Below are 25,605 nucleotides of genomic sequence, written 5' to 3'. Positions count from 1 at the left end.
CGGATCTGTCGGGATGTTGTCAACGGACTGAGTCAGTCGCAGGTCCGGATCCCGCCGCTATGCTCCCCCGACATCGCGGTGGCGCAGCGCGAGGACGGCGAGCGCAACGAAAAGGACGTTCAGGCCCGCCAGTCCCCAAAACGCGCTCCAGTCCACGCCGTTGGCCACGGGCTGCCCGCCGAGCGCCCAGTGGTACGGGGAGAAGGCGTGCATCCATTGCAGGTCCTCGCCTTGGTTGCCCAGCGCGTTGAGCACGTAACCCCCGACCGCCACCAGGGCACCGGCAGCGGTTCCGTGCGTCCGATGCCCGCCCACGGCCCCGCCCAGCAGCGCCGCGGTGCCGCCAAGCAGGACCAGCAGCAGGAACTGCGCCACCGCCTGGAAGAGCGTTCCGGCGTCAAGGCCCAGCTCCGAGGGCCCGTTCAGCGCCAGCACCCCCGCATAGATCACCACCATCAGGAAGGCCATGCGCAGCAACAGCGCCAGGGACCGTTCCAGAACCACCTGGGTGCGCGTCACCCCGTGGGCAAGCGTGAGTTCGAGCAGGCCAGCGTCCTCGTCCTCGCCGATGGCCGCCGCCCCGGTGCCGATGGCCACGGCCGAGGAGAGCATGAATCCCAGCAGGCCGAAGAAGGTCGCCTGGGCGTAGCCGGCGCCCGTCGCGATCTGGTCGTAGTTCAGCGCCCGGATCAGCTCCTCGGGCAGGGAGGCGAGCAGTTTCTCCATTTCCGGGCCGGCCATGGACGGGTAGAGCGGAAGGTAGAGCGCCAGCACGGACAGGAGCACCAGGGCCCAGACGAGCGTGGAACGCCAGGTGTCCAACAGCGCCTTGCCCGTCAGCGGAAGGAACGGGCGGCGGGCGGCGGGCGTCATGGCCGCGGCTCCCCCGCGCGATGGCGTCCGTTCCCGGGAGGTGAGCCGTAGAGCTCGAGCACCGCTTCCTCCAGGTCCGGCTCCTCAAGGACCAGGTCGAGCACCTCGATCCCGGCCAGGGCGTGCAGGAGCGCACCGACCTCGCCGGAGAATCTCGCCTCGAGCGCGCCGGCCCCTTCGCCGAGCCGTTCGGCGTCCAGCAGCTGAAGGCCGGGGAGCGGTTTAAGTGCCGCGGCCAGTGTTACGGGGTCGGTGGCGGCCAGAACACGCAGCCGGCGACGGGCACCTGCCCGCAGCTCTTCGACGGTGGCGGTGCGCACGATCAATCCGTCGCGCAGGATCGCCACGCGGTCCGCCGCCTGTTCGATCTCCCCGATCAAGTGGGAGGACAGAAAGAGTGTCTGCCCGCGCCCGCGGGCATCCTCGACCATGCCGAGGAACTCCCGCTGCATCAGCGGGTCCAGGCCGGAGGTGGGTTCGTCGAGGATCAGCAGCTCCGGATCGTGCATGAACGCCTGCACCAGTCCGAGCTTCTGCTTGTTGCCCTTGGAGAGCTTGCGCGACTGCCGGTCCAGCTCGAGTCCCAGCCGTGAGGCGAGTTCCTCGACCCGGCCGGGTGCCACGGGTCCGCTGATGGCGGCAAAGTGGTCCATCATCCTCCGCCCGGTGATCCTCCGCTCCAGGGCGAGTTCGCCCGGCAGGTATCCGATGCGGCGGCGGATCTCCGGGCCTGCCCGGCGCGGATCGGTGCCCAGCACCCGCACACTCCCGGCGGTGGGCCTGATGATGTCCAGCAGGCAGCGCATGGCGGTGGTCTTGCCGGCCCCGTTGGGCCCGATCACCCCGAAGACGCTGCCGCGCGGGATCTCGAAGTCGATGCCGCGCAACGCCTCGCGGTGGGCGAAGCGCTTGGCAAGGCCCTGCACCGAGATGGCGTTCTCCATGCCACTTCCCTTCCCGGGGTTCCCGCTTCGGCCCCCACGCTTCATTGTCGTTCCCGAAGGGGATCCACACCAGAGCCCCGCACTCCAGGGGCCGGTGTTGCCCGCGGCCCGGCGCCATCGAACGGGTTCCAATCCGGCGCCCGCGCCGGAACTACCCGGCCGAGGGCGGCTGGTCCCGGTCCGGCCCAGAGCCGCCGGAAACCGCGCCCAGCCGCTCTTCCAGCAATTTGGCGGTGCGCGCCGTCTGCCCGAGCAGGCCCGCGTCGAACACCTCCCGGAAACGGGATTGCGGGATGGCCACGCTGATGCCGCAGACCACCTCGCCATCTTCGTTGGTTATGGCCATTCCCAGCGCGCTGACCCCCTCTTCGGTCCCCTCGAAGTTGGCGGCAAACCCGCGTTCCCGGACGATTCCGAGTTCGCGCACCAGGGCGGCGTAGTCCTCCTCATTGAGTCGGCGTGCGGTGGCCGTTTCCCCGCGGTAGAGCTGCTCGAGCTCGTTCGGGTCGAGCCGGGCCAGCATGGCCTTTCCGGCCGAGGCCCGGTGGGCGGGCAGCACCGTCCCCTGGCGGTCGCCGACACGCACCGGCCGGGATCCCTCGACGGTGGACAGGAAGCGGACTTCCCCGCCCACGCGCACCATCAGGTTCACGGTTTCCCGCACCGTGGCAGCCAGCTCCTCCAGCAGCGGCTGCGCCAGGGCACGCAGCTCGCTGACCCGGCCGTGGCCGGCCGGCCCGGCCCCGAGTGCGGGACCGGGTACGTAGCCGCGGCCCCTCGCGCGTTCGGCAAAGCCGCGATAGATGAGCATGGCCAGCAGGCGATGGACGGTGGAGGGCGAGACGCCGAGCTCGGCGGCCGCGTTCTTGAGCCGGACGGAACCATGGTCGCGCAACAGCTCAATGAGCTTCAGGGCGTTGTCGACCGCCTCGATGGGGTAGCGGGGGATCTCGCGGCTTACCCGTAATTTCTGCACATCAGAATTATATGTGCCGTCACACTGAGACCGGCAACACTTGTACCTATGACTTTTTCCACAACGGGCGCCGTTGCGGGTCCTACCGGACAGAACACCGGCGATTCGGCGCAGCCGTCACAGCCCAAGAACCTCTCAAACCGCAAGGCCGTGCTGGCCATTGTGACCTGTTGGCTGTTGGTGGTTTTCGACGGATACGACCTCATCGTGTACGGCACCGTGCAGTCATCCCTGCTCGCGATCGATGACTGGGGCCTGACCCCGACGACCATGGGCACCATCGGCTCGCTGGCCTTCGTGGGCATGATGATCGGTGCGCTCGGGGCCGGACGGCTGGCCGACGTGCTGGGTCGGCGCCGGACCATCCTGGCCTGCTCGATCCTCTTCTCCACCCTCACCATCCTGTGCGCCTTCGCCCCGAACCCGTTGGTCTTCGGTGCCCTTCGCCTGCTGGCCGGAATCGGCCTGGGTGGCCTCGTTCCCTCCGCCAATGCGATGGTGGCCGAATTGGTGCCGGACCGCTGGCGCTCGACCATGGCCACGTTGATGATGTCGGGTGTGCCCATCGGCGGTTCGATCGCCGCTGTCACCGGCATCTGGGTCATCCCGGCCTTCGGCTGGGAGGCAATGTTCCTGATTGCCGTCATCGCGCTGGTCGTGGTGGTGCCGATGGGCTTCCGCTACCTGCCCGAAACCCTCTCCTTCAAGCACCGCAGCGGGCCGGGCGCGCGCCGCGGGTCGGGTTTTGGCCAACTGCTCCGTGCTCCCTATGCCCGTGCCTCGGTGCTCTTCGCGGTGGCCTCGCTGGCCATCCTCTTCGCCTGGTACGGCCTGGGCACCTGGCTGCCCAGCCTGATGGAACAGGCCGGGTACGACCTGGGTTCGGCCCTGACCTTCGCGCTGGCCCTGAACCTGGGCGCCGTGGCAGGGTCCGTCGTCACGGCCTGGGCCGGTGACCGCTTTGGCGCCGCCCCGGCCGCGGCCGCTGCGGCCCTGGTGGCCGGGATCGGCCTGGCCGTCATCATGACCACTCCCCCGGTCGGGGTCGTCTACGCAATGTTGATCCTCGCCGGCGTGGGCACCCACGGCACCGCTGCGCTGCTCATCGCCGCCGTCGCCAACCACTACCCGGAGCGCCTGCGCGGCACCGCGCTGGGCTGGGCAATGGGCATGGGCCGCATCGGCGCCGTCGCCGCCCCGCAGGTGGGCGGGCTGCTGCTGGCCGCCGGGCTCGGCGTCAACTCGAACTTCCTCGTCTTCGCCTTGGGAGCGGGCCTGGCCGCAGTCCTGTTCGCCGTCATCACCTTCCGCGTCAAGCCCGTGGCCGACCCGGCCGAACAGCACTAGCCGCCGCGAAATGCCTGCGGCCCGGGCGGCCTTCCCCTGCGTCGGGAATGGCCGCCGGGGCCGCAGGCAGCACCGTCCTGCCCGCTACTCCACGAGCTTTCCGACGCTTGAGACCTCCTTGATGAGCTCGGCGACTTCCATGGAAACGTCCGGGATCTCCTCACGAACAATCCCTGCCGTCGGCGACCACACCAGGTTGACCCGCAGGGATTCGTCCATCCGGGGGTAGTCGCTGCGGTTGTGGCAGCCACGGGTCTCCCGGCGCTCGAGCGCCGCCACGAGGGTGGCCCTGGCGGCCAGCGCGGATCCCTTCAGGTCGAATGCATGGGCGAGGTCCTGGTAGCCGGCAATGTCGGGGTGGATCCCCACGGCCTCCATGCGCTCCTCAATCGAGTCCAGCTTCGCCAGGCCGGCCAACAGGCCCTCCTCGTCCCGCACCACGCCCGCATGGTCGGTCATCATGTTCCGGATGGCGCGCTGCAGTTCCCGGACGTTTTCCGTCCCGTCTGCCGCCAGCAGGTCCTCGATCTCCGCCCGGGCGCCGGCGATGGCGTCGGCCGAACGCGGTTGGGATTCCAGGGAGGCCGAATACTTGGCCGCGGCGCGTGCGACGATGCGTCCGAAGACCAGCAGCTCGATCAGGGAGTTGCCGCCCAGCCGGTTGGCCCCGTGCAGTCCGCTGGAGGCCTCGCCGATGGCGTAAAGCCCGGAGACGTCGGTGCCGTGGTCCTCCGGGCGGACCCAGACCCCGCCCATGGAGTAGTGGGCGGTGGGGGCGATCTCGATGGGCTCGGCGGTGATGTCGAGCATCTGTTCCTCCATCATGGTCTGGTAGACGCGCGGCAGGCGCTCCATGATGGTTTCGCGAGGCAGGTGCGAGACATCCAGCCAGACACCGCCGTTCTTGGTGCCGCGGCCTTCCTTGATTTCGGTGTAGGCGGCCAGTGCCACGCGGTCCCGGGTGGAGAGCTCCTTGCGGATCGGGTCGTAGCGTTCCATGAACCGCTCCCCCAGCGCGTTGCGCAGGATGCCGCCCTCCCCGCGGGCTGCCTCGGAAATCAGCGTGCCCGCCGCGCTTTCCGGTTCGATGATGCCGGAGGGGTGGAACTGCACCAGCTCGGGGTCGCGCAACCGGGCGCCGGCGTCCACGGCCAGGCGGAAGGCATCCCCGGTGTTCTCGTCCCGGCGCGAGGAGGTGCGGCGCCAGATGCGGGTGTGGCCCCCGGCGGCCAGGATGACCGAGTCTGCATGGATGAGGTAGCGCTTGCCGGTGTTGATGTCGAAGCCGTAGGCGCCAAAGACCTGGTTGTCCTTCACCAGCAGCCGGGTGACGTACACCGAGTCAAGGATCGGGATCTTCAGTTGCTCGGCCCGGTTCACCAGGCTGCGCTGGATTTCCAGCCCCGTGTAGTCACCGGCGAAGGCGGTGCGGCGGAAGGTGTGTGCGCCGAAGAAGCGCTGCGAGATGCGGCCGTCCTCTTCCCGCGCGAAACCCATGCCGTAGCGTTCCAGGTCGCCGATTCCCTGCGCCGCACCGCGGGCAACGATCTCCACGGTGCGGGGATTGGCCAGGAAGTAGCTTTCCTTGATGGTGTCGGCGGCGTGTTGCTGCCAGCTGTCGTCCTTGTCCATGGTGCCAAGGGCCGCGTTGATGCCGCCGGCGGCAAGGGAGGTGTGGGCGTCGTTGCGCGGGCGCTTGCCCAGGGCGAGCACGTCCACCCCCATTTCGGCCAGCTCGATGGCGGCCCGCAGGCCGGATCCGCCCGTGCCGATGACCAGGACAGTGGTGGAAATCTGTTGCTCGTTCGCATTCGTTGCTCTCATGTATTCAACGCTAGGAACATGCCCTTGATTCGTCCAATGAATTGTTTGAGTCGTTTCAATGCGGATACGCTATCAAGCATGAACCTGGAACAGCTCCAAAGTTTCGTGGAGGTGGCCCGCATCGGCCATTTCACGCGTGCCGCCGCGCATCTGCACCTTGCCCAGCCCTCCTTGAGCAGGCAGATCTCCACCCTGGAAGCGGATCTCGGGGCCGAGCTTTTCCACCGGGCCCGGGGCAACATCACACTCACCGACGCCGGGGAAGCACTGCTCCCCCTGGCCAGGCGGATGCTCGCCGACGCGGAAACCGTCCGCCACGAGATGCAGGAGCTGGCCGGGCTGCGAAAGGGCCGGGTCCGCCTCGGCGCTCCGCCGACGCTGTGCATCAGCATGGTCGCCGAGGTACTGGCCTCGTTCCATGCGGCCTACCCGGGCATCGACTTGCACCTGAGCGAAAGCGGCTCGCATGGTCTGTTGGATGAGCTGGCCGGCGGCACCTTGGACCTGGCGCTCATCACCACCTCGGAGGATGCCCAGGCGGCTTCGGCAAGTTTCCGGAGGATCCCGCTGCTCACCGAGGAACTGGTGGTCGCGGCCGCGGCCCACAGCCCCTTGTTCAAGAACCGGGAATCGCTCACATTGGCCGAGCTCGCGCGCCTTCCGCAGATCACGTTTCACGAAAGCTACGACCTGCGGGCGGCAACGATGCAGGCCTTCCGGGAAGCGGGACTCAGCCCGAAGATTGTTCTCGAGGGGTCGGAAATGGACGCGGTGCTCCGCTGCGTGGAACGCGGCCTCGGCGTCGCTGTGGTTCCCGCCATGGTTATGGTGGATCGCCCGGAATTGCGCTCGGTCAGGCTGAAGGAGCCGAGCCTGATCCGTTCGGTCGCCTTGGTCCACCGCAATGACGTGGCCCCGACCCGTGCCGCCCAGGCCATGCAGGAGATGATCCTTCAGACCGCCCACACCTTTTCATCGGCCGGCACCACCCCGGACGGCCTGATCACGCCGGCACCCAAACACTAGGAAACGGACTGGCGGCACTTGGGCGCCGTGTCCCAGACTGCAGCCAACGTGGCGGTGCCAACAGCGGATTCAGCCCGGAACGCGTCCATGGAGGATTAGGCTTGACGGTAGGCCCATTCGCACCAGTCATTGGCTGCTCCGTGGGCCCTGAAACAACTTTTCGAGGAATCCCTTGCCTTTCACCCTGGCCCACCCGGCTGCCGTCCTGCCCTTCCTGCGGCAACCCTTCGTCCCGATTGCCTTGGTCGCCGGAGCCATGGCCCCGGATGTCCCCTACTTCGCCATGGTGTCTTCCACGAGCGGCGCTTGGTACGCACCGATGCTCAACGGCGCCAACTCGCACGATTTTTCCCAGATCCTGACCGTCGGCTTGCCGCTGGCGCTGGTGCTGGCAGGGTTCCTGTGGCTCGTGGTGAAACCGCTGCGGTGGGCGCTTCCCGACTCGTGGGTCCCGGACAAGCCGGCGCTCAAGGGGCGTCCGCCCACGAGTGCCCGGGTTGCGTTGTGGACCTTCTATTCGCTGATGCTCGGGCTTCTCACGCACCTTGCATGGGATTCCTTCACGCATTCCTACGGTTGGGTCGTTGAACGAGTGCCGTTGCTGGCCAGCGAGCCTTTTGCCGGGATCGCCGTCTACCGGCTCCTGCAGCACGGCAGCACCCTGGCCGGGCTGGCGTTCATCGTGATCTGGTACCTGAAACGGCAGAAAGCCTCCGGGCATCGGGGGAAGAGAAGCGAACGGGTGGGCCGGAAGGTGCGCACCGTGCTGCTGGCGCTGTTCCTTGTGGTTCCCGCCGCGGCTGCCGCGGTCCTCGGCCTGGGTTCGACACCGGCCATGGAAGACGCAGCCACTGCCGGGTCGTTCCTGTGGATCGTCATTACGCGCGGCGGCGCCGCCCTGGTTGTGGCCTTGGCGGCCTATGCCGTCGTGTGGCATGCGGTGTCCGTGATCCGGAGGTTGCGCGCCATCGCCGGGTCCCGCTCCTAGCCTTGCCCGGATGGTGGCTTAGTACATCTTCACTTGCTATGTTGATGATTACCGACGCCGGCTTCCCTGCAGGGGGAAGGCATCCTTTCTCCGGCGTTTCGCCTGATGGGTAAGGAAGTCGCCACCATGACCGACACCACCGTTTCAGCAAAGAACCTCGCGGCGGCCGTTGCCATTGCCGCGGACAACGTCCGCAACGCGGGCGGTCCCTTCGGAGCCTTGATCGTGGCCGCCGACGGATCCCGCTTCGAGGGAGTCAACCGGGTCACGGCCAACAACGACCCCACCGCCCACGCCGAAGTCACCGCCATCCGTGCCGCATGTACGGCGCTTGGCACCTTCGATCTCACCGGCGCGGTGTTGTACTCCAGCTGCGAGCCCTGCCCGATGTGCCTGGCCTCCGCACTGTGGGCACGGGTCTCTCGGGTGGTCTATGCCTCGGACAGGTACGAGGCTGCTGCTGCCGGATTCGACGACGCCGCCTTCTACGAGTACTTTGACGGCGGTGAGGCGGAGCGTTCGGCGCTGATGCCTGTCGAACGCGTCCCCGAGGCCGGTTTCGACCGCCACGAGCCATTCGCCCTCTGGGCGGCGCTCGAGACCCGCATCGAGTATTAGGCCCGGCGAGCCCGATGACCACGACCCACACGAACCGGGAGCCGGCCAAGGCGCGCCCGCCCAACGCCCACCCCCGTCTGCATCGTCAGGGATGCCCGCCATGCTCAATCTCCATTCCTCGTTGAACGCCACGACGGTGGCTGCCGGAGAATCCTTCGCGGTGGCCACCATCGTGGGCACGCGGGGGTCGGCCCCGCATCCCATCGGCACCTCGATGCTCATCCATGAAGGTGGCCGGATCACCGGTGCGCTTTCCGGCGGCTGCATCGATGCCGCAGTGCACGCCGCGGCCCTCGAAGCCCTGGCTCAAGGGACATCCCGCCGGGAACACTTCGGATATTCGCCCGACGATCCCTTCGCCGCCGGGCTGACGTGTGGAGGGGAAGTGGACGTCCACATTGGGCCCTTTGGCGCGGACTCGCCCATGCACGGGCTGCTGAGCGACTTCGCGATGCTTCCCGCCGCGGATCCGGTGGCGCTGGTGCGCCGGATCGATGCCGGATCCTGCGGCGCAACCCTGGTTTCGGCACCCGCCACCCAGACGGTGCCGTCCCTGGCCACATTGCTGGCCCCGCTGGTGGGGGCACCGGCCGGTGCACTCGCCGCCGGGTTCTGCCTTCCCTTGGTTGCCGCCGGTCGCACCGGAACCATCCGCCTCGACCGGGAGGCAGGGTTCCCCGGCACCGAGCTCCTGGAGTTGCTTGTCGAGTCGCGGCTCGCCCCGCCGCGCATGATCGTCTTCGGGGCCAACAGCTTCGCCGGGGAACTGCTCAAGCTGGCCCCGCTCCTCGGATACGCCACCACGCTCTGCGATGCCCGCTCCGCATTCACCCTGCAGCCACGCTTCACCATGGCTGACGAGATTTCCACGCGCTGGCCGCACGACTACCTGGCCGCCGAAATCGCCGCCGGCCGCGTCGATGAACGCACGGTGCTGTGCGTGCTGACCCACGACCCGAAATTCGACATCCCGCTGCTGGCCCTGGCACTGGGCCAACCCGTCGCCTACGTCGGCGCCATGGGGTCGCGGACCAGCCACGAATCCCGCCTGCGCGCGTTGCGGGCGGCGTCCGTCCCCGAGGAGGCCCTGGCCGCGCTGCACTCCCCCATCGGCCTCGACCTGCAGGCCGGCACCCCCGGCGAGGTCGCCATCGGCATCGCCGCGGAGATCATCGCCGCCAGGTCCCCGCGCGCAACGGGTTCCTCCCTGAGCTCCACTTCGGGCCCCATCCATGGGCAGCCCCCGGGCCAATGCTCCACGGAAACGGCATCCGGCCACCAACTGAAGCGGGAGGTCCCGTCATGGACCTGAACACCATAGAGGCAATGGTCCCCACGGCCGATCCCCGCGAGTTCCGCACCGGCGATGCCTGGCTGGCCGGCGGAACCGTGCTCTTCTCCGAGGGGTCCCCAAACCTCACCCGGCTGCTGGATCTGACCAGTGCGGGCTGGACGCCCGTCACCGTGCGCACCGACGGCATCGAGTTCGCCTCCACCTGCACCATCGCCGAGCTCTACGCCGTGCCGGAAGACCCCGCGGTGCCACCTCAGTGGAGAGCCATCGACCTCATCCGCCCCGCCTGCGACTCGTTCGTCGCATCCTTCAAGATCTGGAACCTCTCCACCATGGGAGGGAACATCGCCACCTCGCTGCCGGCCGGCCCCGTCATCTCGCTGTGCGCCGCGCTGGACGGGAGCCTCGAAATCCACGCGCCGGACGGAAGCACTCGCCGCGAAATGGTGGCCGACTTCGTGGTGGGCGATGCCGCCAATACCCTGCGCCCGGGAGAATTGATTCGCTCGATCTTCGTTCCGGACCACGCGTTGCGCGCCAGGACTGCATTCCGCCGGCTGTCGCTGACCAACCTGGGCAGGACCGGCGCCATGGTCATCGGGCGCCTGGACCAGGACGGGCTCCTGGTACTGACCGTCTCCGGTTCCACGACCCGGCCGATGCAGCTGCGCTTTGGCCCCGGGGACCATCCCACGCCATACCGGCTGCTGGCCCGGCTCGATGATGCCATTGCACCTGCCGACTACCACGACGACATCCACGGGCGCCGCCCCTGGCGCCAGGCCATGACCCGGCGGCTCGGTGTGGAAGTGCTCGGCGAACTGCTGTCCTCCCCCGGCCCCGGAAGCGAAAGGTAGCGCCCATGTCCATCCAGGTCAACGGATCCCCCGCAGCCGGCGTCCCGGCACCGGGCCAGTGCCTGCGCACCTTCCTGCGCGCCGAAGGGGCCCTGGGCGTGAAGAAGGGCTGCGACGCCGGCGACTGCGGGGCCTGCACCGTGCACGTCGACGGGATCCCGGTGCATTCCTGTCTCTACCCCGCTGCCCGCGCCGAGGGCCGGAGCATCACCACCATCGAGGGACTTGCCGCGGTGCAGGGCAGCGACGGCGGGCTGGCACCCATGCAGGAACAGCTGGCCAGGGCCCAGGGATTCCAATGCGGCTTCTGCACCGCCGGACTGATCATGACGGCATCCACCTTCGACGACGGGCAACTGCAAGACCTGCCCCGGAACCTGAAGGGAAACCTGTGCCGCTGCACCGGCTACAGGTCCATCGAGGATGCGGTGCTGGGACGCGACGGCGAGGGCTGTTCGCACCCGCCCGGGGAAAGTTGCGCGCTGGACGAAGCGGCGGCGGCCCGGGACGGCGAGGTGGGCAGCAACGTCGGGGACCCAGGGGCACGCGCCGTCGTGACCGGCACCGCCCGATTCGCCATGGATGTCCCCGAGGCCGACTTCCCCGGCCTGCTGCACCTGGTGCTGGCTCGCTCCCCGCACGCCCATGCCCGCATCCTGTCCATCGATGCAGCCGCGGCCCTGGCCCTGCCCGGGGTCCGCGGGGTGCTGACCCACCAGGACGATCCGGGGGTGCTGTATTCCACGGCCCAGCACGAGGTCCTGGAGGACGATCCGGCCGACTCGCTCGTCTTCGATTCGGTGGTCCGCTTCGTGGGCCAGCGGGTCGCGGCGGTGGTTGCCGATTCCGTGGCCCAGGCCGAGGCCGGGGCCAGGGCCCTGGTCATCGACTACGAGCTGCTTCCGGCAAGCCATTGCCCCGCCGACTCCCTGCGGCCCGGCGCCCCGCACCTCCACGGGGACAAGGGCGCCGCCTCGCGCATCGCCAATGCGCAACGCAACATAGCGGCGGAGGTGCACCACGAGATCGGCGACGTGGAGGCGGCGCTTGCGGCAAGCGACGCCACCTACACCGAAACCTTCAACACGCAGCGGGTGCAGCACGTGGCCCTGGAGACCCACGGCGCCACGGCGTGGTTCGACGAGGCGGGGGTGCTGAACCTGCGTTCCTCCACGCAGGTCCCCTTCCTGGTGAAGAGGACACTCGAAAGGGTCTTTTCGCTGCCCGCCGGCTCGGTGCGGGTGGTTGCCGGGCGCGTCGGCGGCGGCTTTGGCGGGAAACAGGAGGTGTTGGTGGAGGACGTGCTGGCGCTTGCCGCACTGCGCTTCCGGCGCCCGGTCCGGCTCGAGCTCACCCGCAGCGAGGTGTTCGCCGCCACCACCACGCGCCATCCCTTCGCGGTCAAGGTCAGCGTCGGGGGCACCACCGGCGGCAGACTGACGGCCCTGGCCATCGACGTGGTCACCGACACCGGGGCCTACGGCAACCATGCCCCGGGCGTGATGTTCCACGGTTGTTCCGAGTCCATGGCCGTCTACAACGCGGCCAACAAGCGCGTGGACGCGGTCGCCGTGTACACCAACACCGTGCCCTCCGGCGGGTTCCGCGGCTACGGGTTGAGCCAGATCATCTTCGCCATCGAATCGGCCCTCGATGAACTGGCCCGGAAGCTCGGGGCCGACCCGCTGGAGTTCAGGGCCAACGCCATGCTGCGCGAAAACGACGCCATGCTTTCGCTTCACCCCGACCCCGAACCGGACCTGCTCATCGGATCCTACGGACTGGACCAGTGCGTGGAGCTGACACGCAACGCCCTGCAGCGCGGAGCGGCCCGGGGCGCCGACGGGCACGAGCTGGACGGGCATTGGCTGATCGGCGAGGGCACCGCCCTGTCCATGATCGCCACGGTGCCCCCGCGCGGGCACCACGCGCATTCGATCATCGAGTCCGCCGGCGACGGCACCTTCGTGCTGAAGGTGGGGACGGCTGAATTCGGCAACGGCACCTCGACCGTCCACACGCAGCTGGCCGCCGATGCGCTGGGAACGGGTGCGCAGTCGGTGGTGTTGCTGCGGTCGGACACCTCGCTGACCGAACACGACACCGGCGCCTACGGATCCTCCGGAACGGTGGTGGCGGGCAAGGCCACCGAGGCCGCCGCCCGGGCCCTGGCCCTGCAGCTGTGCGAGGTGGCCGCCGAACTCGGTGCCGGGCAGGTGGAGGACTGCGTGCTGCATCCCGCGGGCGTTTCCTTCGCCGGCCAGTTTTTCACCCACCGGCAGCTGCGCCGGGCCGCGCTGCCCAGCGGTCGGCACCGGGCCGAGGGCAGGTGGGGCGGCACGCCGCGGTCCGTGGCCTTCAACGTGCACGGGTTCCGGGTGGCGGTGGATCCCCGCACCGGCGAGATCCGCATCCTGCAAAGCGTGCAGGCCGCCGACGCGGGCGTCGTGGTGAACCCGCGCCAGTGCCGCGGGCAGATCGAGGGAGGCATCGCCCAGGCGCTGGGCGCAACGCTCTTTGAGGAGCTGCTCATCGACGGCACGGGGAAGGTGGAAACCGACGTGTTGCGCCGGTACCACATTCCCACCTTTGCCGATGTCCCGCGCAGCGAGGTCTACTTCGCCAAGACCGCCGATGACCTGGGGCCGCGCGGTGCCAAGTCCATGAGCGAGAGCCCCGTCAATCCGGTGGCCCCGGCGCTCGCCAACGCCCTGCGCGATGCCACGGGGATCCGCTTCACGCGGACCCCGTTCCGCCGCGACGACGTCTACCTGGCCCTGGAGGCAGCCGGCAAGGTCCCGCCGCTAGTGCCGTTCGAGCAGGTGTAGGTCGGCGACGGTGTCGATGTCCTGTCCGGTGTCCAGGTCCGAGCAGTCAACGAGGTCGACCAGCTCCCGGTGCCCGGCCAGGTAGGCCCGCGCGCCATTATCGCCGGTGGCGGCGGCCGCCGCCGGGGCGACGTGTTCCGGGGCGAAGAGCACCGGGTGTCCGCGCCTCAGGTGGGCGATGTCCGGGCCGTAGGCGGCGGCGGTGATCCGTGCCGGACGGTGTTCGGCCAGGATCCGGCGGACCAGTTTCGCATTCAGGCCGGGTTGGTCCACCAAGGCCACCAGGGCACTTGCGCCGTCGGGGACTGTCTCCAGGCCCAGCGCCAGGGACGAGCCCATTCCGCTGGCCCAGTGCTCGTTCACCAGCACGGTGGTGCGTCCCTTGTCTTTCAGCTCGGCCGCTACCCGCTCGGCCTCGGCCCCCAGGACCACCACGACGCGGGTGCAGCCTCCGCCCAGCAGTGCAGCAAGGGCGGATTCCAGCAGGCTCCGTCCGTCCGGCTTGCGCAGCAGGGCCTTGGGACCACGGCCCAGGCGCGATCCCGAACCGGCGGCCAGCAGCACCCCCACCACGGGAGGGCGTTCGCTCGGGTTGGTCATCTGCCCATCGTAGGACCAAACAGCGCCCGGTTGCCCGGGACCGCACGTTGGGGGCGAGTCATCGGGTCATGCGTCCAGCCCCTTTGCCCGACCAATGGGGGTGGAATTCCTATGGGTCCCGCACATGCCAAGGCCCGCCGGAAACGTTGACATTCTGTTCCTGGCGGGCCCGTGCTTTTCGCTTGACGTCTACGGCTTGGAAATGAAGCCTTCGGCGACCATCCACTCGAAGGCCACGTCAGCGGGCTCCCGGCCCTTGACGTCGACCTCCAGGTTCATGGCCTGCAGCGCCTCGTCGGTGAGCTTCGGGGAAATCTGGGCAAAGACTTCCTCGACGCCCGGGTACTTGTCGGCAAACTTCCCGAAGAGCACCGGGGCCACGTTGTAGGCGGGGAAGTATCCCAGGTCGTCTTCCAGGACCGTCAGGTCCAGGGCCTTGATGCGGCCATCGGTGGTGAAGACCTCGCCGAAGTTGCAGTCGCCGCTGTCGGTGGCGCTGTAGATCGCCCCGGTGTCGTAGATCCCGACGTTCGAGTCCGGCACCGACTTGGGATTGCCGCGCTCGAGCCCGTAGAGCTCCAGCATCGGGTTCAGTCCGTCGGAGCGGGAGTTGAATTCGGCATCGACGCAGAACGTCAGGTCCTTGGGATCCAGGTCCTTGAGCTCGGAAAGCTTGGAAATCCCGCCCAGGTCCTCGACCGCCTCGCTGCGCACGGCCATCGCATAGGTGTTGTTCATCGGTGCCGGCCTGCCCCAGATGATCCCGTTGCCCAGGTCCTGGTCATGCACCGACCGCCACATCTTGGCCTGGTCGGCAATGCCTTCCTCGTGCCCCAGGTAGGTCATCCACGCCGTGCCGGTGTAGTCCCACATCATGGTGGCCTGGCCGGAATGAATCAGTTCGCGGGCAGGCTGGCTGCCGGGAACATTGGTCAGGTCCTTGACCTTGAACCCGGCGGCCTGGCCGGCCAGCACGGCGATCTTGCCCAGGATCAGTTGTTCGGTGAACGCCTTGCTGGTCACCGTCATGGTCGGGTTCTCGGGCAGGTCCGGCAACGGGCTGATGCTGCCCGGTCCGGCCGGCGGCACGTACGAACCGGCCGAGGACAGTCCACACCCGGTCAGCAGCACGCCGGCCGCCGCAACGAGCGCGGTTGATTTAATCCATTTTGCTGCATTCATCTCTAAAGTCCTTTCGGCCGGGCGAGCTGTTCCACGACACGGCCAAGCCAGTCGATGAGCAGCGCCAGCAAGGCCACCAGCAGCGATCCCGCAATCAGGACGACCGTAAGGTTCAGGTTCACCCCGGTGGTGATCAGGATGCCGAGCCCGCCGCCGTTGATGAAGGCGGCGAGGGTCGCGGTGCCGACCAGCAGCACCAGGGCGGTGCGGATGCCCGAAAGCATCACCGGGACCGCCAGCGGCAACTCGACCTTGAACAGCACGGCCATGGAGCTCATGCCCATGCCGCGGCCGGCCTCGACGAGGCGTTCGTCAACCTGCTTGAGCCCCACCATGGTGTTGGTCAGCACCGGCAGGATTGCGTACAGCACCAGGGAAACCACGGCGGCCCAATATCCGAAGCCCATCCAGAAAGCCAGGATGACGACCAGGCCAATGGCCGGGGCGGCCTGTCCGATGTTGGCCACTGCCATCACCGGGTTGGTGAACCGGCGCATCGAGGGCCGGGTGAGCACGATTCCCAGCGGGATGGCGATGACCAGCACGATCAGCGCGGCAACCACCGTGAGGTTCAGGTGCTCGACGGTGTATCCCCAGAGGGTTGCCGGGTCCAGCGTGGTGCGTTCGGTGTCGGTCAGCTCTGCGTTGGCCAGCCAGATCGCGACGGCGGCAAGTGCCACAATGATTCCCAGCAGCTGCAGCCCCAGCACCCGCCACGGGTGCTCGACGGGTCTGCTGGGCTCGGTGATCTGCGCCAGGTTGGAGCCGGCGGCAAGGGTGCTCATCGTGGTTCCTCCGCGCTATGTGGGTCCTCCGCGCTGCGCGGCTCCGCCGCCACGGCGTCCTCCACGGAAAGTGCAGGGATGGCACCGGAGTTCAATCCGACGGGGGCATCGGATCCGTCGGCGGACGCGGCGTTGGCCTGGGAAATGGCCTCCATGATGGTCTGCACGTTGATTAGGCCCCGGAAGACGTCGCGCCGTCCGGTGACCACGGCGGTTTCGGAGCTCGAAACCAGCATGGTGTCCAAGGCGTCGTTCAGGGTCGACTGGTCGCTGACCAAGGGCATCGATTCATCGACGGTGTCATCGATCAGCTGCAGGCGGGAGAGCTGGCGACGGGTAAGGCGGCGAATGGGGCGGCGGCGCTTGTCCAGCACCACTGCATACGAGGAGCCATCGCCCTGGAGCCGGGAGAGCACGTCGCTGGCCAGCTCGCCGGGCAGTGCGGTGATCGTATCCATGAGATCGACCTCGTTCACCCGGGTGAGGGTCAGCTGTTTGAGGCCGGCACCGGATCCGATGAAGTTCTCCACAAACTCATTGGCCGGGTTGGCCAGGACGCGTTCGGGCGAGTCGTATTGGACGAGCTGGGCGCCCTCGTCGAAGACGGCGATCCAGTCCCCGAGCTTCACGGCCTCGTCGAAGTCGTGGGTGACCATGACGATGGTCTTCTGCACCTCGGACTGGATGTTCAGCAGTTCGTCCTGCAGGCGCTGGCGGGTGATCGGGTCCACCGCGCCGAAGGGCTCGTCCATGAGCAGCACGGGCGGATCGGCCGCCAGCGCCCGGGCCACGCCCACGCGCTGCTGCTGGCCGCCGGAGAGTTCCTTCGGGTACCTGTCGCGGTAGATGGCCGGATCCAGCGAGACCAGCTCGAGCAGTTCGTCGACGCGGGCGGCGATCTTGTCTTTCTTCCAGCCCAGCATCTTGGGAACGATGGCAATGTTCGCTGCCACTGTCATGTGCGGGAAGAGCCCGCCGGCCTGGATGACGTAGCCGATGCGGCGGCGCAGGGTGTCACCGTCCATCTTGGTGACGTCTTCGCCGTTGATGACGATCTTTCCGCCGGTGGGTTCGATGAGGCGGTTGATCATTTTCAGGGTGGTCGTCTTGCCGCAGCCGGAGGGGCCGACGAACATGACGATGCTTCCGGCGGGGATTTCGAGGGTGAGTCCGCCGACGGCCGGCTTGATTTGGCCGGGGTATTGCTTGGTGACTACGTCAAGCAAGATGGATGCGCCAGTGATGGCGTCAGAGGATTCAGACACGGATACCTCGCGGGGTGGTAAGTCGGCCGATGCCGAGCAGAATGAGATCAAGAATGAAGGCCAGGATGACCACGCCGATGACGCCAACGAGCACGGAGTCAAAGGCCTTGGCTCCACCCAGGCGTGAAAGGCCGGAGAAAATGAATCCGCCGAGGCCGGGGCCCAGGGCGTAGGCGGCAATTGCGGCAACGCCCATGACCATCTGGGCCGATACGCGGATGCCGGAAAGAATGACGGGCCAGGCCATGGGAAGCTCCACGGTGGCGAGTGTCCGCATCCGGCTCATGCCGATACCGCGTGCGGACTCCACGACGGACGGGGAAATGCCTGCCAGACCGACGATGGCGTTGCGGATGATTGGCAGTGCCGCAAAGAACGAGACCACGATGACTGCCGGGGTGACGCCGAAACCGAAGGGTGCGATGAGCAAGCCAATGGCGGCGAACGAAGGGATGGTCAAGCCGATGGCCGAGACCCCGTTGGCCAGGGAAGATAGGGACTTATTGCGGTAAACCAGCGCAGCGATCACCACGGCGATGACCGTTGCGAGGATCAGACACTGCGCAACTAGCGAGAAATGCTGCCATGAGGCAAACAGTATTTGGCGGATTCTTTCGCCAATAAATTCAAACACATCAAAACCTGCTTCACTTTGGTTACGTAGCCTGCTCTCGTCGGCCCGAAAGACCTTGGATACCGAGTAAACATACGTGAATAGACGCCTCGTATCTACCTGAGAGCGCCCCGGACATCGCATCGTGATTGGTTCGTAATTGATGGATTTATCCAAAAATTATCCGTTCAACTCACCATTTGCAGAGCCCGCGGATAGCAACATCAAACACTGGAAAATCCTTGTATTCAAAGGGCGGATAATCGATTCGGCCGACGCTGGCGGGAACGCCCATGTCCTTCTGCGCACGTCCGCAGTCGAGCCGCCTGGCGAACGCTTCGTCGGACCTCGTCGTGGCTGAAAAAAGTATTGACCCTCACACCAAGGGACCGGATTCGCGTCAGTATTCGTTCTTCCCGCGTCAGGCATTTTCACGCCTGCGGGACGTGTCTCGGGCGTTGTTTTCGATTTCGCCGGAGTAGTGGCGGCACGAAGCTCGGCGCACGGGGCATCGCCGGCGCTTTCCAGCTATCCGAATGGGACAATGATTACGCCTCTTTCGAGGCCTGAATAAGTATTCCTATTCCGTCGCTCGACAAAATTCGGGATGTTTCCACGGAACCAGCCAAAGAGTTCATGAACCTTATCTGAATGTTCCCTGTACTTCCGGATTCGGGCAGGTGAACTCCCTCGGCGTTCCACGGATCCTCATATTGGTCAGCCAACCTGCTGCTCCTGTGTTCATTCAGTTGGCAACGCCTTTTTGAGCCCCGGCCTGACGCGCCGTTCCCGCATTCCGCATTGGCTGCAGACGGGCACCCTGCCCCATTCCGGAAATTATTGACGAATTTTTCCTCACCGTGTTAGACATGGAGTCTGTGTGTCCGTAACTCCCCATGACCATCCAGCACAGTGCCTCTGGCCGAATTAATAAGGAATTAGCCGTGGATGATCTTGCACAATCGGAACGTATGACTCTGGCATCCCCCGCCTACGCTGTCGACATGATGGCCAGCCTGGGCCAGGTCACCCTTGACTGGCGACACAAATCGATCCCAGCCACCTTCCATGGGCAAAGCGCCGCCGAATTTGTCTCGCGTGGCGTTGACCTTTCCCAGCTTCAGACGCCGCTGTTGACCCTGGACCTCATGGCCATGACCCACAACCTCAAGCAGATCTCCGCCTGGGGCAGTGCGCGCGGGGTGCTGCTGTCCCCGCATGGCACGACCACCATGGCACCGCAGCTGTGGGCCGAGCAATTGGAACGCGGCGCTTGGGGAATCACGCTGGCCAACTACGCCCAAATGCGTGTGGCACACGCCCATGGCATCGCCAAGGTGCTTCTCCCCAACACTCTTTCCGATCCGGCAGCCATCGCTTGGGTGGCCTCGGTGACGGGGGACGACTTCGAGGTCGTTTCGTGGGTCGACTCGTTGCAGAGCGTGGAGATGCTTGAAGCCACGCTCACGAAGCTGGCGGCAACCACGGGAAGCGTGCCCACGCCCCTGCGCTTGATGGTGGAGCTGGGAGGTGCCGTCGGCCGTACCGGCGCCCGTTCCATCGACGCGGTGCTGGACATTTCCCGCGCCGTGGCAGCGGCCACCCACCTCGTCCTGGTCGGCATCGGCGGCTATGAGGGGGCACCGGCGCACAGCGCCGACGAAGCCGCCCTGCAAACGGTGCGCGATTACCTGGTGGAAATGCTCAAGGCACACAAGCTCATTCTGGCCTCGGGACACTACTCCGAGGGGTCTAACCTGATCCTGAGCACCGGCGGCCGGGCCAGCTTCGAAGACGTTGCCTCGATGCTCTCCACTGCCATCGATTCCGATGCAGGGGGCCGTCGAATCGATGTGCTGATCCGTTCCGGGGACTACCTGGTGCACGATGACCGGTTCCACCGCGGCATCTCGCACTTCGCCCGCCGGGGCCTCGCCCCGTTCCGCGCCGCCATGCACGGCTGGGCGCGCGTGGTTTCCCAGCCGGAGGAAGGGCTGGCCCTGCTTGACGGCGGCAAGCGCGACTTCCCCTTCGACGAGGGCCTGCCCGAACCCCAGATGATCGGGCCCGACCTGGGCAGTGAAATGGCCGAACTAGTCGGTGCGAGCATCGTGACGCAATACGACCAGCATTCGTTCCTGCGCTTCGATCCGGCCACCACCACGGTGAAGGTCGGCGACGTGGTCAGGCTGGGCCTGTCCCACCCGTGCACCGCCTTCGACAAGTGGACGCTGATCCCGGTCCTGGAGGACGCCACCGAGGACCAACGCGTCGTCTCCCTAGTTCACACCTTCTTCTAATGCGGATCGATGCCGTGCGCCCGGTCCCGGTGCGCACGGCCATCACCCGCACCCTCGTCGTTGACGGCACCGGCGGTGCACCCTACCCCGGCGACGTCCTGCTGGCCGGCGGCCTCATCGCCGCGATCCTTCCGGAAGGTAGCTTCGTCGATGACGGGGCAACCCTGGTCATAGACGGTTCCGGCATGGTGACCTGCCCGGGGTTCATCGACCTTCACGCGCGTTCGGGCACGGCCCTGTCGGCGGATCCGGAACGCCTGGCCGCGCTCACCCAGGGCGTGACCACGGAGGTCCAGGGGCAGGACCTGCACTCCCGGGAGACCGTGGCCCAATGCCTCGACCGGCTCGATCGGGGCCGCGGCACCAATGTCGGAATCCTGCTGCAGCAGGGCGACCCACGGGCCACGGGGAGCGTGGAGGGTGCACCGATGGCCGAACGGCTTGTTGCCCAGGCCAAGGCCCTGGCGGGCGCCATGAAGCAGGGCGCGGTGGGGCTGTGCTCCGGGCCCGAACATGCACCCGGGGCATACGCCACCCCGGCGGAGCTTGAGGCCCTGGGCGCCGCGGTTGCCGCCCACGGGGGCTACTGGTCTCGCGTCCACGACCCAAGCGGCGACACGGTGCTGGACTCAGTCGCCCGCAGCATCGGGCTGGCCGCCAAGACCGGGGTCTGCCTGCACCTTGCCCACCTTCGCCTCGGTGCCGGGGAGGAACCCGGAATGGTCGCGGAATTACTGGCCATGCTTGACTCTGCAATGGATGCCGGGGTCGACCTGAGCTGCGATTCCCACCCGTATCTGGAGAGCCCCGGGTTGCTGTCCTCGCTGCTACCGCAGTGGGCCCGGGACGGCCCGGCCGCCGAAGTCCTGGACCGGCTCAACGATGCCGATGCGCTCGCCCGGATCCGTGCCGAACTTGAGGCCGACGTAGGCATTGACTGGAACACTGTGCGCGTCTGCGCGGTTGGTTCCGGGCACTTGGAGATGCTGGTGGGCCAGGACATCGCCCGCATTGCCGCGATCCAGTCAACCGACGCCCTCACCGCCTTCGTGCGGATCCTGGCCGCGGATTCGCTGGCCACCGAAATCCTGCGGCGCACGGGCACCGAGGAAAACCTGCGGGCGATCATGGGGCACCGCAGCCACACCGGTGCCGGCGTCGGGTTCCCCGATGCCGCCGCCCACCCCGGCACGTGGGGAGCCTTTCCCCGCCTGCTGGGCCGCTACGTCAGGGAGACCGGGTGATGGACCTGCCGGCCATGATCCACCAACTCACCGGCCGTCCCGCGGCCCGGTTGCGGCTTGCCGGCCGCGGGATTCTTGCCACGGGAAACGCCGCCGATGTGGTGGTCTTCGACCCGGATGCCATTATTGATGTGGCCACCTTTGCCGATCCACGGCAACCGGCGGCAGGAATCAAGCATGTGTTCGTCAACGGCGTTGCCGCCGTTTCCGGGCACCTACCCACTTCGGCCCTTGCCGGCCGGGCGCTGCGTCGCAGCGCGGAAGGAAAAACGCAATCCACATGAACACGCCGGAAATGATTCAGATGCTCCACCGGGACAAGGCACTGGCGGTGGTCCGTACCGAGGCGATCACCGACGCCGCGGAATTGTGCGGCGCACTGGTCTCCGGAGGCATCAACGCGGTGGAACTGACGTTCACCACCCCCGGGATGCTCACCCACCTGGCCCGCGCCGCCGAAACCGCGCAGACGCACGGCGCGGTGGTCGGGGCCGGAACCGTGCTGCACGCCGACCAGGCGCGTGCCGCCATCGACGCCGGGGCGCAATTCATCATCGCCCCGGGGATCCGCCCGGAGGTCGCCGAGGTCGCAGCGCAGGCAGGGGTGCCCTTCTGCCTGGGCGCCATGAGCCCCACCGAGGTGGCCATGGCCCTTGACCTGGGCAGTGCCATGGTCAAGATCTTCCCCGCGGCCATCATGGGGTCGCAATACCTCACCGAGCTGCAGGGACCCTACCCGGGCGTGCGCCTGCTGCCCACCGGCGGCGTCACCCTCTCCAACGCCAAGGAGTTCCTGGAGGCCGGGGCGCTGGCGGTCTGCGTCGACTCCTCGGTGGTCCCGGCGGCGCTGGTTGCCGCCGGGGAACACGACGCCATTGCCAGGCTCGCCGCCGAATTCACCGCGGCCCTGCACTAGCGGGACCTCCGGGCCGGGGAAGACAAACTCCGTCACCGGTGCCCGGGCGGGGTTGCGCATGTGATGGGATAAGGGCATGAAACTTGCCACGCTGCGCCGAGCCGGTGCCTCCGATAACACTTTCGCCGCCCTGATCACCGAGAAGCACTTCACCGAGCTCGAGGGCTTCGCCGACGTGGGTGCCTTCCTGGCCGCCGACCCCGAGGCCCGCACCGCGGCCCTGGGCAACGCCGCGACCGGCACAGCCACCGACCTCGCCGAGGCGGACTATGCCCCGCTGATCACCAACCCGGCCAAGGTCTATTGCATCGGCTTGAACTACCGCAACCACATTGCCGAGGTCGGCAAGGAAGAACCCGAGTTCCCGACGGTCTTCACCAAGTTCGCGTCTTCGCTCGCCGGTGCCAACGACGAGATCCAGATCCCGGCCGAGGACCACCGCATCGACTGGGAGGGCGAGCTGGCAGTCATCATCGGCGAACCCGGGCGCCGCATTGCCGAGTCCGACGCCCACAAGCACATTGCCGGCTATGCGGTCTCCAACGACGTGTCGATGCGCGGCTACCAGGGCCGCACCACCGAGTGGACCCAAGGCAAGTGCTGGGATGCCGCCTCCCCGCTGGGTCCCTGGCTGGTCAGCCCCGAGGACTTCGCGAAGGGAGCGAGGATCACCACGCGCGTGAACGGCGAGGTCGTCCAGGAGGACTCCACCGCCGATTTGGTCTTTTCCCCCGCCGCGCTGGTGGCCTACCTGTCGGTGTTCAACGAGCTGCGCCCGGGCGACGTGATCCTCACCGGGACCCCCGCTGGCGTGGCGCTGGGACGGCGAAACGAGGCCGGACGCCACCCCTGGCTGAAGGCCGGCGACGTGCTGGAAACCTCCATCGAGTCCCTGGGCACCAGCAGCAACACCTTCGTCTAGGCATCCGCCTCCCCGCGCCACGCCCCGGGTGCCGGCGGTCGTCCATGGCCGCCGGCCCGGAGCTGGTCCATCCGCCTCAGGGGATGAGTACGAGCCGCCCGCGCAGGCCGCCCGCGGCCAACCGGGCGTGGGCCGCCGCCGCCTCCCCCAGCGGGTAGGTCCGTGCGACGCGGGTGCCGATCTTGCCTTGGTCTGCGAGTCGGGAGAGCTCGGCGAGCTGGGCGCCGTCGGCCCGCACCGCGAGCGCGTCGACCCGGACGCCGCGCTCCGCCTCGGGTTCCCGTCCCGGCCACAAGCCGACGTAGGATCCACCGTCCCGGACGGCAGCGATCGCGGCCGACCCCAGAGCCGCGGCGTCGAGCACGCCGTCGAAGCCGGAAGACTCAAGAGTCGTCCCCCGGGACAGGAAATGGCTGGCTCCGCGAGATCGGAGGGACGCCTCGTCGACGGCCGAGGCCAGCGCGGTGACCTCCAGGCCCTGCCAGTGGGCCAGCTCCACGGCGTATCCCCCGACCCCGCCGGCCGCGCCCGTGACGAGCAGGCGTTGCCCCGGTCGCAGCGCCAGCAGGCCCAGGGCCTGCGCCGCGGACATCGTGTTCAGTGGCAGCACCGCGGCATGGACATCGTCGAGAGAGGCCGGGGCAGGGGCGACCGCTTCCACATCGAGGACGACATAATCAGCATGTGTGCCCAGCGGTTCATGGTGGCCCTCCGCCAGGCCGATGACCCGGTCTCCTACAGCCCAGGCGACCCCGGGGCCCAGGGCATCAATCGAGCCGGCAACATCCCAGCCCAAGCCGATTCGTTCGCCGGCTCCGCCGAAGACCCCCGAACGCATGGCAACGTCCACCGGGTTCAGCGCCGCCGCGCCGACTTTGATCCTGACCTGACCGGCTCCGGGAACTGGCACCGGAACCTCGGTGATCTGTACTGCCTCGGGTCCACCGAAGCGTGAAACGGTTGCGGCGCGCATGAACATGGCATTCCTTAGGGGTTGGGGCGGGCGAAGCAGAACTCCAGTGGTGACGGCCCGAGGCGATGGTCGCGGCCCGGTGCCCTGGTTCGGCTACTTATGCGTGGTGTGTACCTCCATACTGGGACAGTATGGATATCGCTACAAAAGGCACATTCGTGTGCGCAAGAGGAAGGACAGGTGCGCTGTGGAACACATCCCACGCACGGCACCGGTCGGGGCCCTGACCGGGCCATGCTCCCGTTGGCCGGCGGAACACGGCGAAACCATCCGGCAGATCATCGAGCGGGCGGGCAACAAGTGGGCCGTGCTCATCGTTAGTTCACTGAATTGCGGGCCTCTTCGCTACACCGACCTGCTGCACTCCATCCAAGGGATCTCCCAGCGGATGCTCACCCACACCCTCCGCCAACTGCAGCGTGACGGCCTGATCACCAGGACTTCCCATCCAGAGGTACCCCCACGGGTGGAGTATGCGCTGACGGATCTGGGCACTACCCTGCTCGTCGCCGTCACCACGCTGATCGACTGGGCCGGCACCCACCACGACGAGATCCAGGACAACCGCACCCGCTTCGACAAGCCGGCTGCCACCTCCTGAGGCCCGGTGCCAGCCGGAGAGACCTGCCGTTGCCTCTCGGCCCGTCCCCGTGACGGCACGAACAAGTCACGCCAATCCAGGGGCCCGGGCCAAAAATCGGTTCGGACGTAACAGCGCATGGATCTTGCCGCCACAACTCGTAGGCTGGGGCACATGACGTTTACCACCTGTGACCTCTTCGACAACGACGAAACCCTGCAATCGGTTTCCCTGCAATTTGAGAACCTCGGTGCCCACCCCCGTTTCAGCGGTCTGGTGCGCACGGTGCGCTGCTACCGGGACAACGGCCTGGTCAAGTCCCTGCTCAACTCCCCCGGTGAGGGAGCGGTGTTGGTCATCGACGGTGCCGGGTCGCTGGAATCCGCACTGATGGGCGACATGATTGCCGCCGCCGCAGTGGAAAACGGATGGGCGGGTGTCGTGGTCAACGGCGCGATCCGCGACCGCGTGGCGTTGGCCGACACCCCGCTGGGGATCAAGGCCCTGGGATCGAACCCGCGCAAGAGCGCCAAAGACTCGGTGGGCGCGGTGGACCTGGTCGTGGCCTTTGGCGGCGTCACCTTCGTCCCAGGTGCGATGCTCTATTCGGACGAAGACGGGATCCTGGTGGCCTCCTAGGCCCCCGCCCG

Annotated in this window: 24 protein-coding genes; 14 read left to right on the top strand and 10 right to left on the bottom strand. The window is 67.4% G+C overall.

From position 1 onward, the window contains the following. Positions 1-57 precede the first annotated feature (57 nt). The 3 genes from KRR55_RS02465 to KRR55_RS02455 form a co-directional block, all read right to left on the bottom strand. Complete coding sequence (locus KRR55_RS02465; protein ID WP_217387441.1) at positions 58-873, bottom strand: ABC transporter permease subunit; 816 nt, start codon at positions 871-873, stop codon at positions 58-60. Continuing rightward, a complete protein-coding gene (locus tag KRR55_RS02460; RefSeq protein WP_217387440.1) occupies positions 870-1,817 on the bottom strand; it encodes an ABC transporter ATP-binding protein in 948 nt (315 codons plus the stop codon). The genes KRR55_RS02465 and KRR55_RS02460 overlap by 4 nt, the downstream gene beginning before the upstream one ends. 151 nt (positions 1,818-1,968) lie before the next feature. Then, positions 1,969-2,793, bottom strand: coding sequence for an IclR family transcriptional regulator (locus KRR55_RS02455; RefSeq protein ID WP_217387439.1), 825 nt, complete (start codon positions 2,791-2,793; stop codon positions 1,969-1,971). Positions 2,794-2,841: 48 nt separating this feature from the next. Between KRR55_RS02455 and KRR55_RS02450 the strand changes: the two genes are divergently transcribed. Continuing rightward, a complete protein-coding gene (locus KRR55_RS02450; protein ID WP_217387438.1) occupies positions 2,842-4,140 on the top strand; it encodes an MFS transporter in 1,299 nt (432 codons plus the stop codon). Positions 4,141-4,224: 84 nt separating this feature from the next. Here KRR55_RS02450 and KRR55_RS02445 read toward each other — a convergent pair whose 3' ends face one another. Next, positions 4,225-5,964: an L-aspartate oxidase gene (locus tag KRR55_RS02445; protein WP_217387437.1), complete on the bottom strand. Its 1,740-nt coding sequence runs from the start codon at positions 5,962-5,964 to the stop codon at positions 4,225-4,227. 78 nt (positions 5,965-6,042) lie between these two features. Between KRR55_RS02445 and KRR55_RS02440 the strand changes: the two genes are divergently transcribed. The 6 genes from KRR55_RS02440 (at position 6,043) to KRR55_RS02415 (ending at position 13,575) form a co-directional block, all read left to right on the top strand. Continuing rightward, a complete protein-coding gene (locus KRR55_RS02440; RefSeq protein ID WP_217387436.1) occupies positions 6,043-6,990 on the top strand; it encodes a LysR family transcriptional regulator in 948 nt (315 codons plus the stop codon). 172 nt (positions 6,991-7,162) lie between these two features. Further along, a complete protein-coding gene (locus tag KRR55_RS02435; protein ID WP_217387435.1) occupies positions 7,163-7,978 on the top strand; it encodes a DUF4184 family protein in 816 nt (271 codons plus the stop codon). A gap of 126 nt (positions 7,979-8,104) precedes the next feature. Continuing rightward, entirely contained in the window at positions 8,105-8,596 is a 492-nt protein-coding gene (locus KRR55_RS02430; protein ID WP_217387434.1) for a nucleoside deaminase, read from the top strand. A gap of 100 nt (positions 8,597-8,696) precedes the next feature. Beyond that, positions 8,697-9,908 (top strand): XdhC family protein, encoded by a 1,212-nt coding sequence (locus KRR55_RS02425; protein ID WP_217387433.1) that lies wholly within the window; start codon positions 8,697-8,699, stop codon positions 9,906-9,908. Beyond that, a complete protein-coding gene (locus KRR55_RS02420) occupies positions 9,899-10,747 on the top strand; it encodes an FAD binding domain-containing protein (protein ID WP_217387432.1) in 849 nt (282 codons plus the stop codon). The genes KRR55_RS02425 and KRR55_RS02420 overlap by 10 nt, the downstream gene beginning before the upstream one ends. Positions 10,748-10,752: 5 nt before the next feature. Next, complete coding sequence (locus KRR55_RS02415) at positions 10,753-13,575, top strand: molybdopterin-dependent oxidoreductase (RefSeq protein WP_217387431.1); 2,823 nt, start codon at positions 10,753-10,755, stop codon at positions 13,573-13,575. On the opposite strand, the gene KRR55_RS02410 is transcribed toward KRR55_RS02415, so the two are convergent. The 5 genes from KRR55_RS02410 to KRR55_RS02390 all read right to left on the bottom strand — a co-directional run bounded on the left by KRR55_RS02410 (position 13,552) and on the right by KRR55_RS02390 (position 18,041). Beyond that, complete coding sequence (locus KRR55_RS02410) at positions 13,552-14,175, bottom strand: nucleotidyltransferase family protein (protein ID WP_217387430.1); 624 nt, start codon at positions 14,173-14,175, stop codon at positions 13,552-13,554. The genes KRR55_RS02415 and KRR55_RS02410 overlap by 24 nt on opposite strands. 189 nt (positions 14,176-14,364) lie before the next feature. Next, entirely contained in the window at positions 14,365-15,357 is a 993-nt protein-coding gene (locus KRR55_RS02405) for a glycine betaine ABC transporter substrate-binding protein (RefSeq protein ID WP_217387429.1), read from the bottom strand. Positions 15,358-15,359: 2 nt separating this feature from the next. Next, positions 15,360-16,142: an ABC transporter permease gene (locus tag KRR55_RS02400; RefSeq protein ID WP_217387428.1), complete on the bottom strand. Its 783-nt coding sequence runs from the start codon at positions 16,140-16,142 to the stop codon at positions 15,360-15,362. After that, positions 16,139-17,407: an ABC transporter ATP-binding protein gene (locus KRR55_RS02395; RefSeq protein ID WP_217387427.1), complete on the bottom strand. Its 1,269-nt coding sequence runs from the start codon at positions 17,405-17,407 to the stop codon at positions 16,139-16,141. Before KRR55_RS02395 ends, KRR55_RS02400 begins: the two co-directional genes overlap by 4 nt. After that, positions 17,400-18,041 carry an ABC transporter permease gene (locus KRR55_RS02390; protein WP_217387685.1) on the bottom strand — a complete coding sequence of 214 codons (642 nt, stop codon included), beginning with the start codon at positions 18,039-18,041 and terminating at the stop codon, positions 17,400-17,402. The genes KRR55_RS02395 and KRR55_RS02390 overlap by 8 nt, the downstream gene beginning before the upstream one ends. 950 nt (positions 18,042-18,991) lie before the next feature. Between KRR55_RS02390 and KRR55_RS02385 the strand changes: the two genes are divergently transcribed. The 5 genes from KRR55_RS02385 to KRR55_RS02365 all read left to right on the top strand — a co-directional run bounded on the left by KRR55_RS02385 (position 18,992) and on the right by KRR55_RS02365 (position 23,402). Continuing rightward, positions 18,992-20,320 (top strand): type III PLP-dependent enzyme domain-containing protein, encoded by a 1,329-nt coding sequence (locus KRR55_RS02385; RefSeq protein ID WP_217387426.1) that lies wholly within the window; start codon positions 18,992-18,994, stop codon positions 20,318-20,320. Further along, entirely contained in the window at positions 20,320-21,564 is a 1,245-nt protein-coding gene (locus tag KRR55_RS02380; RefSeq protein ID WP_217387425.1) for a hypothetical protein, read from the top strand. The genes KRR55_RS02385 and KRR55_RS02380 overlap by 1 nt, the downstream gene beginning before the upstream one ends. Further along, a complete protein-coding gene (locus tag KRR55_RS02375) occupies positions 21,564-21,848 on the top strand; it encodes an amidohydrolase family protein (protein ID WP_217387424.1) in 285 nt (94 codons plus the stop codon). Before KRR55_RS02380 ends, KRR55_RS02375 begins: the two co-directional genes overlap by 1 nt. Then, positions 21,845-22,480, top strand: a complete 636-nt coding sequence (locus tag KRR55_RS02370; RefSeq protein ID WP_217387423.1) for a bifunctional 4-hydroxy-2-oxoglutarate aldolase/2-dehydro-3-deoxy-phosphogluconate aldolase — start codon at positions 21,845-21,847, stop codon at positions 22,478-22,480. Before KRR55_RS02375 ends, KRR55_RS02370 begins: the two co-directional genes overlap by 4 nt. Positions 22,481-22,556: 76 nt before the next feature. Next, positions 22,557-23,402, top strand: coding sequence for a fumarylacetoacetate hydrolase family protein (locus KRR55_RS02365; RefSeq protein ID WP_217387422.1), 846 nt, complete (start codon positions 22,557-22,559; stop codon positions 23,400-23,402). 76 nt (positions 23,403-23,478) lie between these two features. Here KRR55_RS02365 and KRR55_RS02360 read toward each other — a convergent pair whose 3' ends face one another. After that, on the bottom strand, positions 23,479-24,375 hold the full coding sequence (locus KRR55_RS02360) for an NADP-dependent oxidoreductase (RefSeq protein WP_217387421.1): 897 nt from the start codon (positions 24,373-24,375) through the stop codon (positions 23,479-23,481). 187 nt (positions 24,376-24,562) lie between these two features. Here KRR55_RS02360 and KRR55_RS20185 point away from each other — a divergent pair, with 187 nt between their 5' ends. Continuing rightward, positions 24,563-24,976: a winged helix-turn-helix transcriptional regulator gene (locus KRR55_RS20185; protein WP_336245018.1), complete on the top strand. Its 414-nt coding sequence runs from the start codon at positions 24,563-24,565 to the stop codon at positions 24,974-24,976. Between the two features lie 153 nt (positions 24,977-25,129). Next, on the top strand, positions 25,130-25,594 hold the full coding sequence (rraA, locus tag KRR55_RS02350; protein WP_217387420.1) for a ribonuclease E activity regulator RraA: 465 nt from the start codon (positions 25,130-25,132) through the stop codon (positions 25,592-25,594). Positions 25,595-25,605: the final 11 nt, after the last annotated feature.

The sequence above is a fragment of the Paeniglutamicibacter quisquiliarum genome (assembly GCF_019084045.1).
Taxonomy (GTDB): domain Bacteria; phylum Actinomycetota; class Actinomycetes; order Actinomycetales; family Micrococcaceae; genus Paeniglutamicibacter; species Paeniglutamicibacter quisquiliarum.
Note: the sequence above shows the minus strand (reverse complement) of the source record. Positions and strands in the feature narration are given on the sequence as shown.

Excerpts from the sequence above, each read along its gene's own strand:
- KRR55_RS02440 (WP_217387436.1), top strand. The coding sequence starts at position 6,043 with ATGAACCTGGAACAGCTCCAAAGTTTCGTGGAGGTGGCCCGCATCGGC.
- KRR55_RS02405 (WP_217387429.1), bottom strand. The coding sequence starts at position 15,357 with ATGAATGCAGCAAAATGGATTAAATCAACCGCGCTCGTTGCGGCGGCC.
- KRR55_RS02445 (WP_217387437.1), bottom strand. The coding sequence starts at position 5,964 with ATGAGAGCAACGAATGCGAACGAGCAACAGATTTCCACCACTGTCCTG.
- KRR55_RS02360 (WP_217387421.1), bottom strand. The coding sequence starts at position 24,375 with ATGCGCGCCGCAACCGTTTCACGCTTCGGTGGACCCGAGGCAGTACAG.
- rraA (WP_217387420.1), top strand. The coding sequence starts at position 25,130 with ATGACGTTTACCACCTGTGACCTCTTCGACAACGACGAAACCCTGCAA.
- KRR55_RS02460 (WP_217387440.1), bottom strand. The coding sequence starts at position 1,817 with ATGGAGAACGCCATCTCGGTGCAGGGCCTTGCCAAGCGCTTCGCCCAC.
- KRR55_RS02430 (WP_217387434.1), top strand. The coding sequence starts at position 8,105 with ATGACCGACACCACCGTTTCAGCAAAGAACCTCGCGGCGGCCGTTGCC.
- KRR55_RS02365 (WP_217387422.1), top strand. The coding sequence starts at position 22,557 with ATGAAACTTGCCACGCTGCGCCGAGCCGGTGCCTCCGATAACACTTTC.
- KRR55_RS02410 (WP_217387430.1), bottom strand. The coding sequence starts at position 14,175 with ATGACCAACCCGAGCGAACGCCCTCCCGTGGTGGGGGTGCTGCTGGCC.
- KRR55_RS02370 (WP_217387423.1), top strand. The coding sequence starts at position 21,845 with ATGAACACGCCGGAAATGATTCAGATGCTCCACCGGGACAAGGCACTG.
- KRR55_RS02385 (WP_217387426.1), top strand. The coding sequence starts at position 18,992 with ATGACTCTGGCATCCCCCGCCTACGCTGTCGACATGATGGCCAGCCTG.
- KRR55_RS02425 (WP_217387433.1), top strand. The coding sequence starts at position 8,697 with ATGCTCAATCTCCATTCCTCGTTGAACGCCACGACGGTGGCTGCCGGA.
- KRR55_RS02420 (WP_217387432.1), top strand. The coding sequence starts at position 9,899 with ATGGACCTGAACACCATAGAGGCAATGGTCCCCACGGCCGATCCCCGC.
- KRR55_RS02375 (WP_217387424.1), top strand. The coding sequence starts at position 21,564 with ATGGACCTGCCGGCCATGATCCACCAACTCACCGGCCGTCCCGCGGCC.
- KRR55_RS02450 (WP_217387438.1), top strand. The coding sequence starts at position 2,842 with ATGACTTTTTCCACAACGGGCGCCGTTGCGGGTCCTACCGGACAGAAC.
- KRR55_RS02400 (WP_217387428.1), bottom strand. The coding sequence starts at position 16,142 with ATGAGCACCCTTGCCGCCGGCTCCAACCTGGCGCAGATCACCGAGCCC.
- KRR55_RS02415 (WP_217387431.1), top strand. The coding sequence starts at position 10,753 with ATGTCCATCCAGGTCAACGGATCCCCCGCAGCCGGCGTCCCGGCACCG.
- KRR55_RS02465 (WP_217387441.1), bottom strand. The coding sequence starts at position 873 with ATGACGCCCGCCGCCCGCCGCCCGTTCCTTCCGCTGACGGGCAAGGCG.
- KRR55_RS02380 (WP_217387425.1), top strand. The coding sequence starts at position 20,320 with ATGCGGATCGATGCCGTGCGCCCGGTCCCGGTGCGCACGGCCATCACC.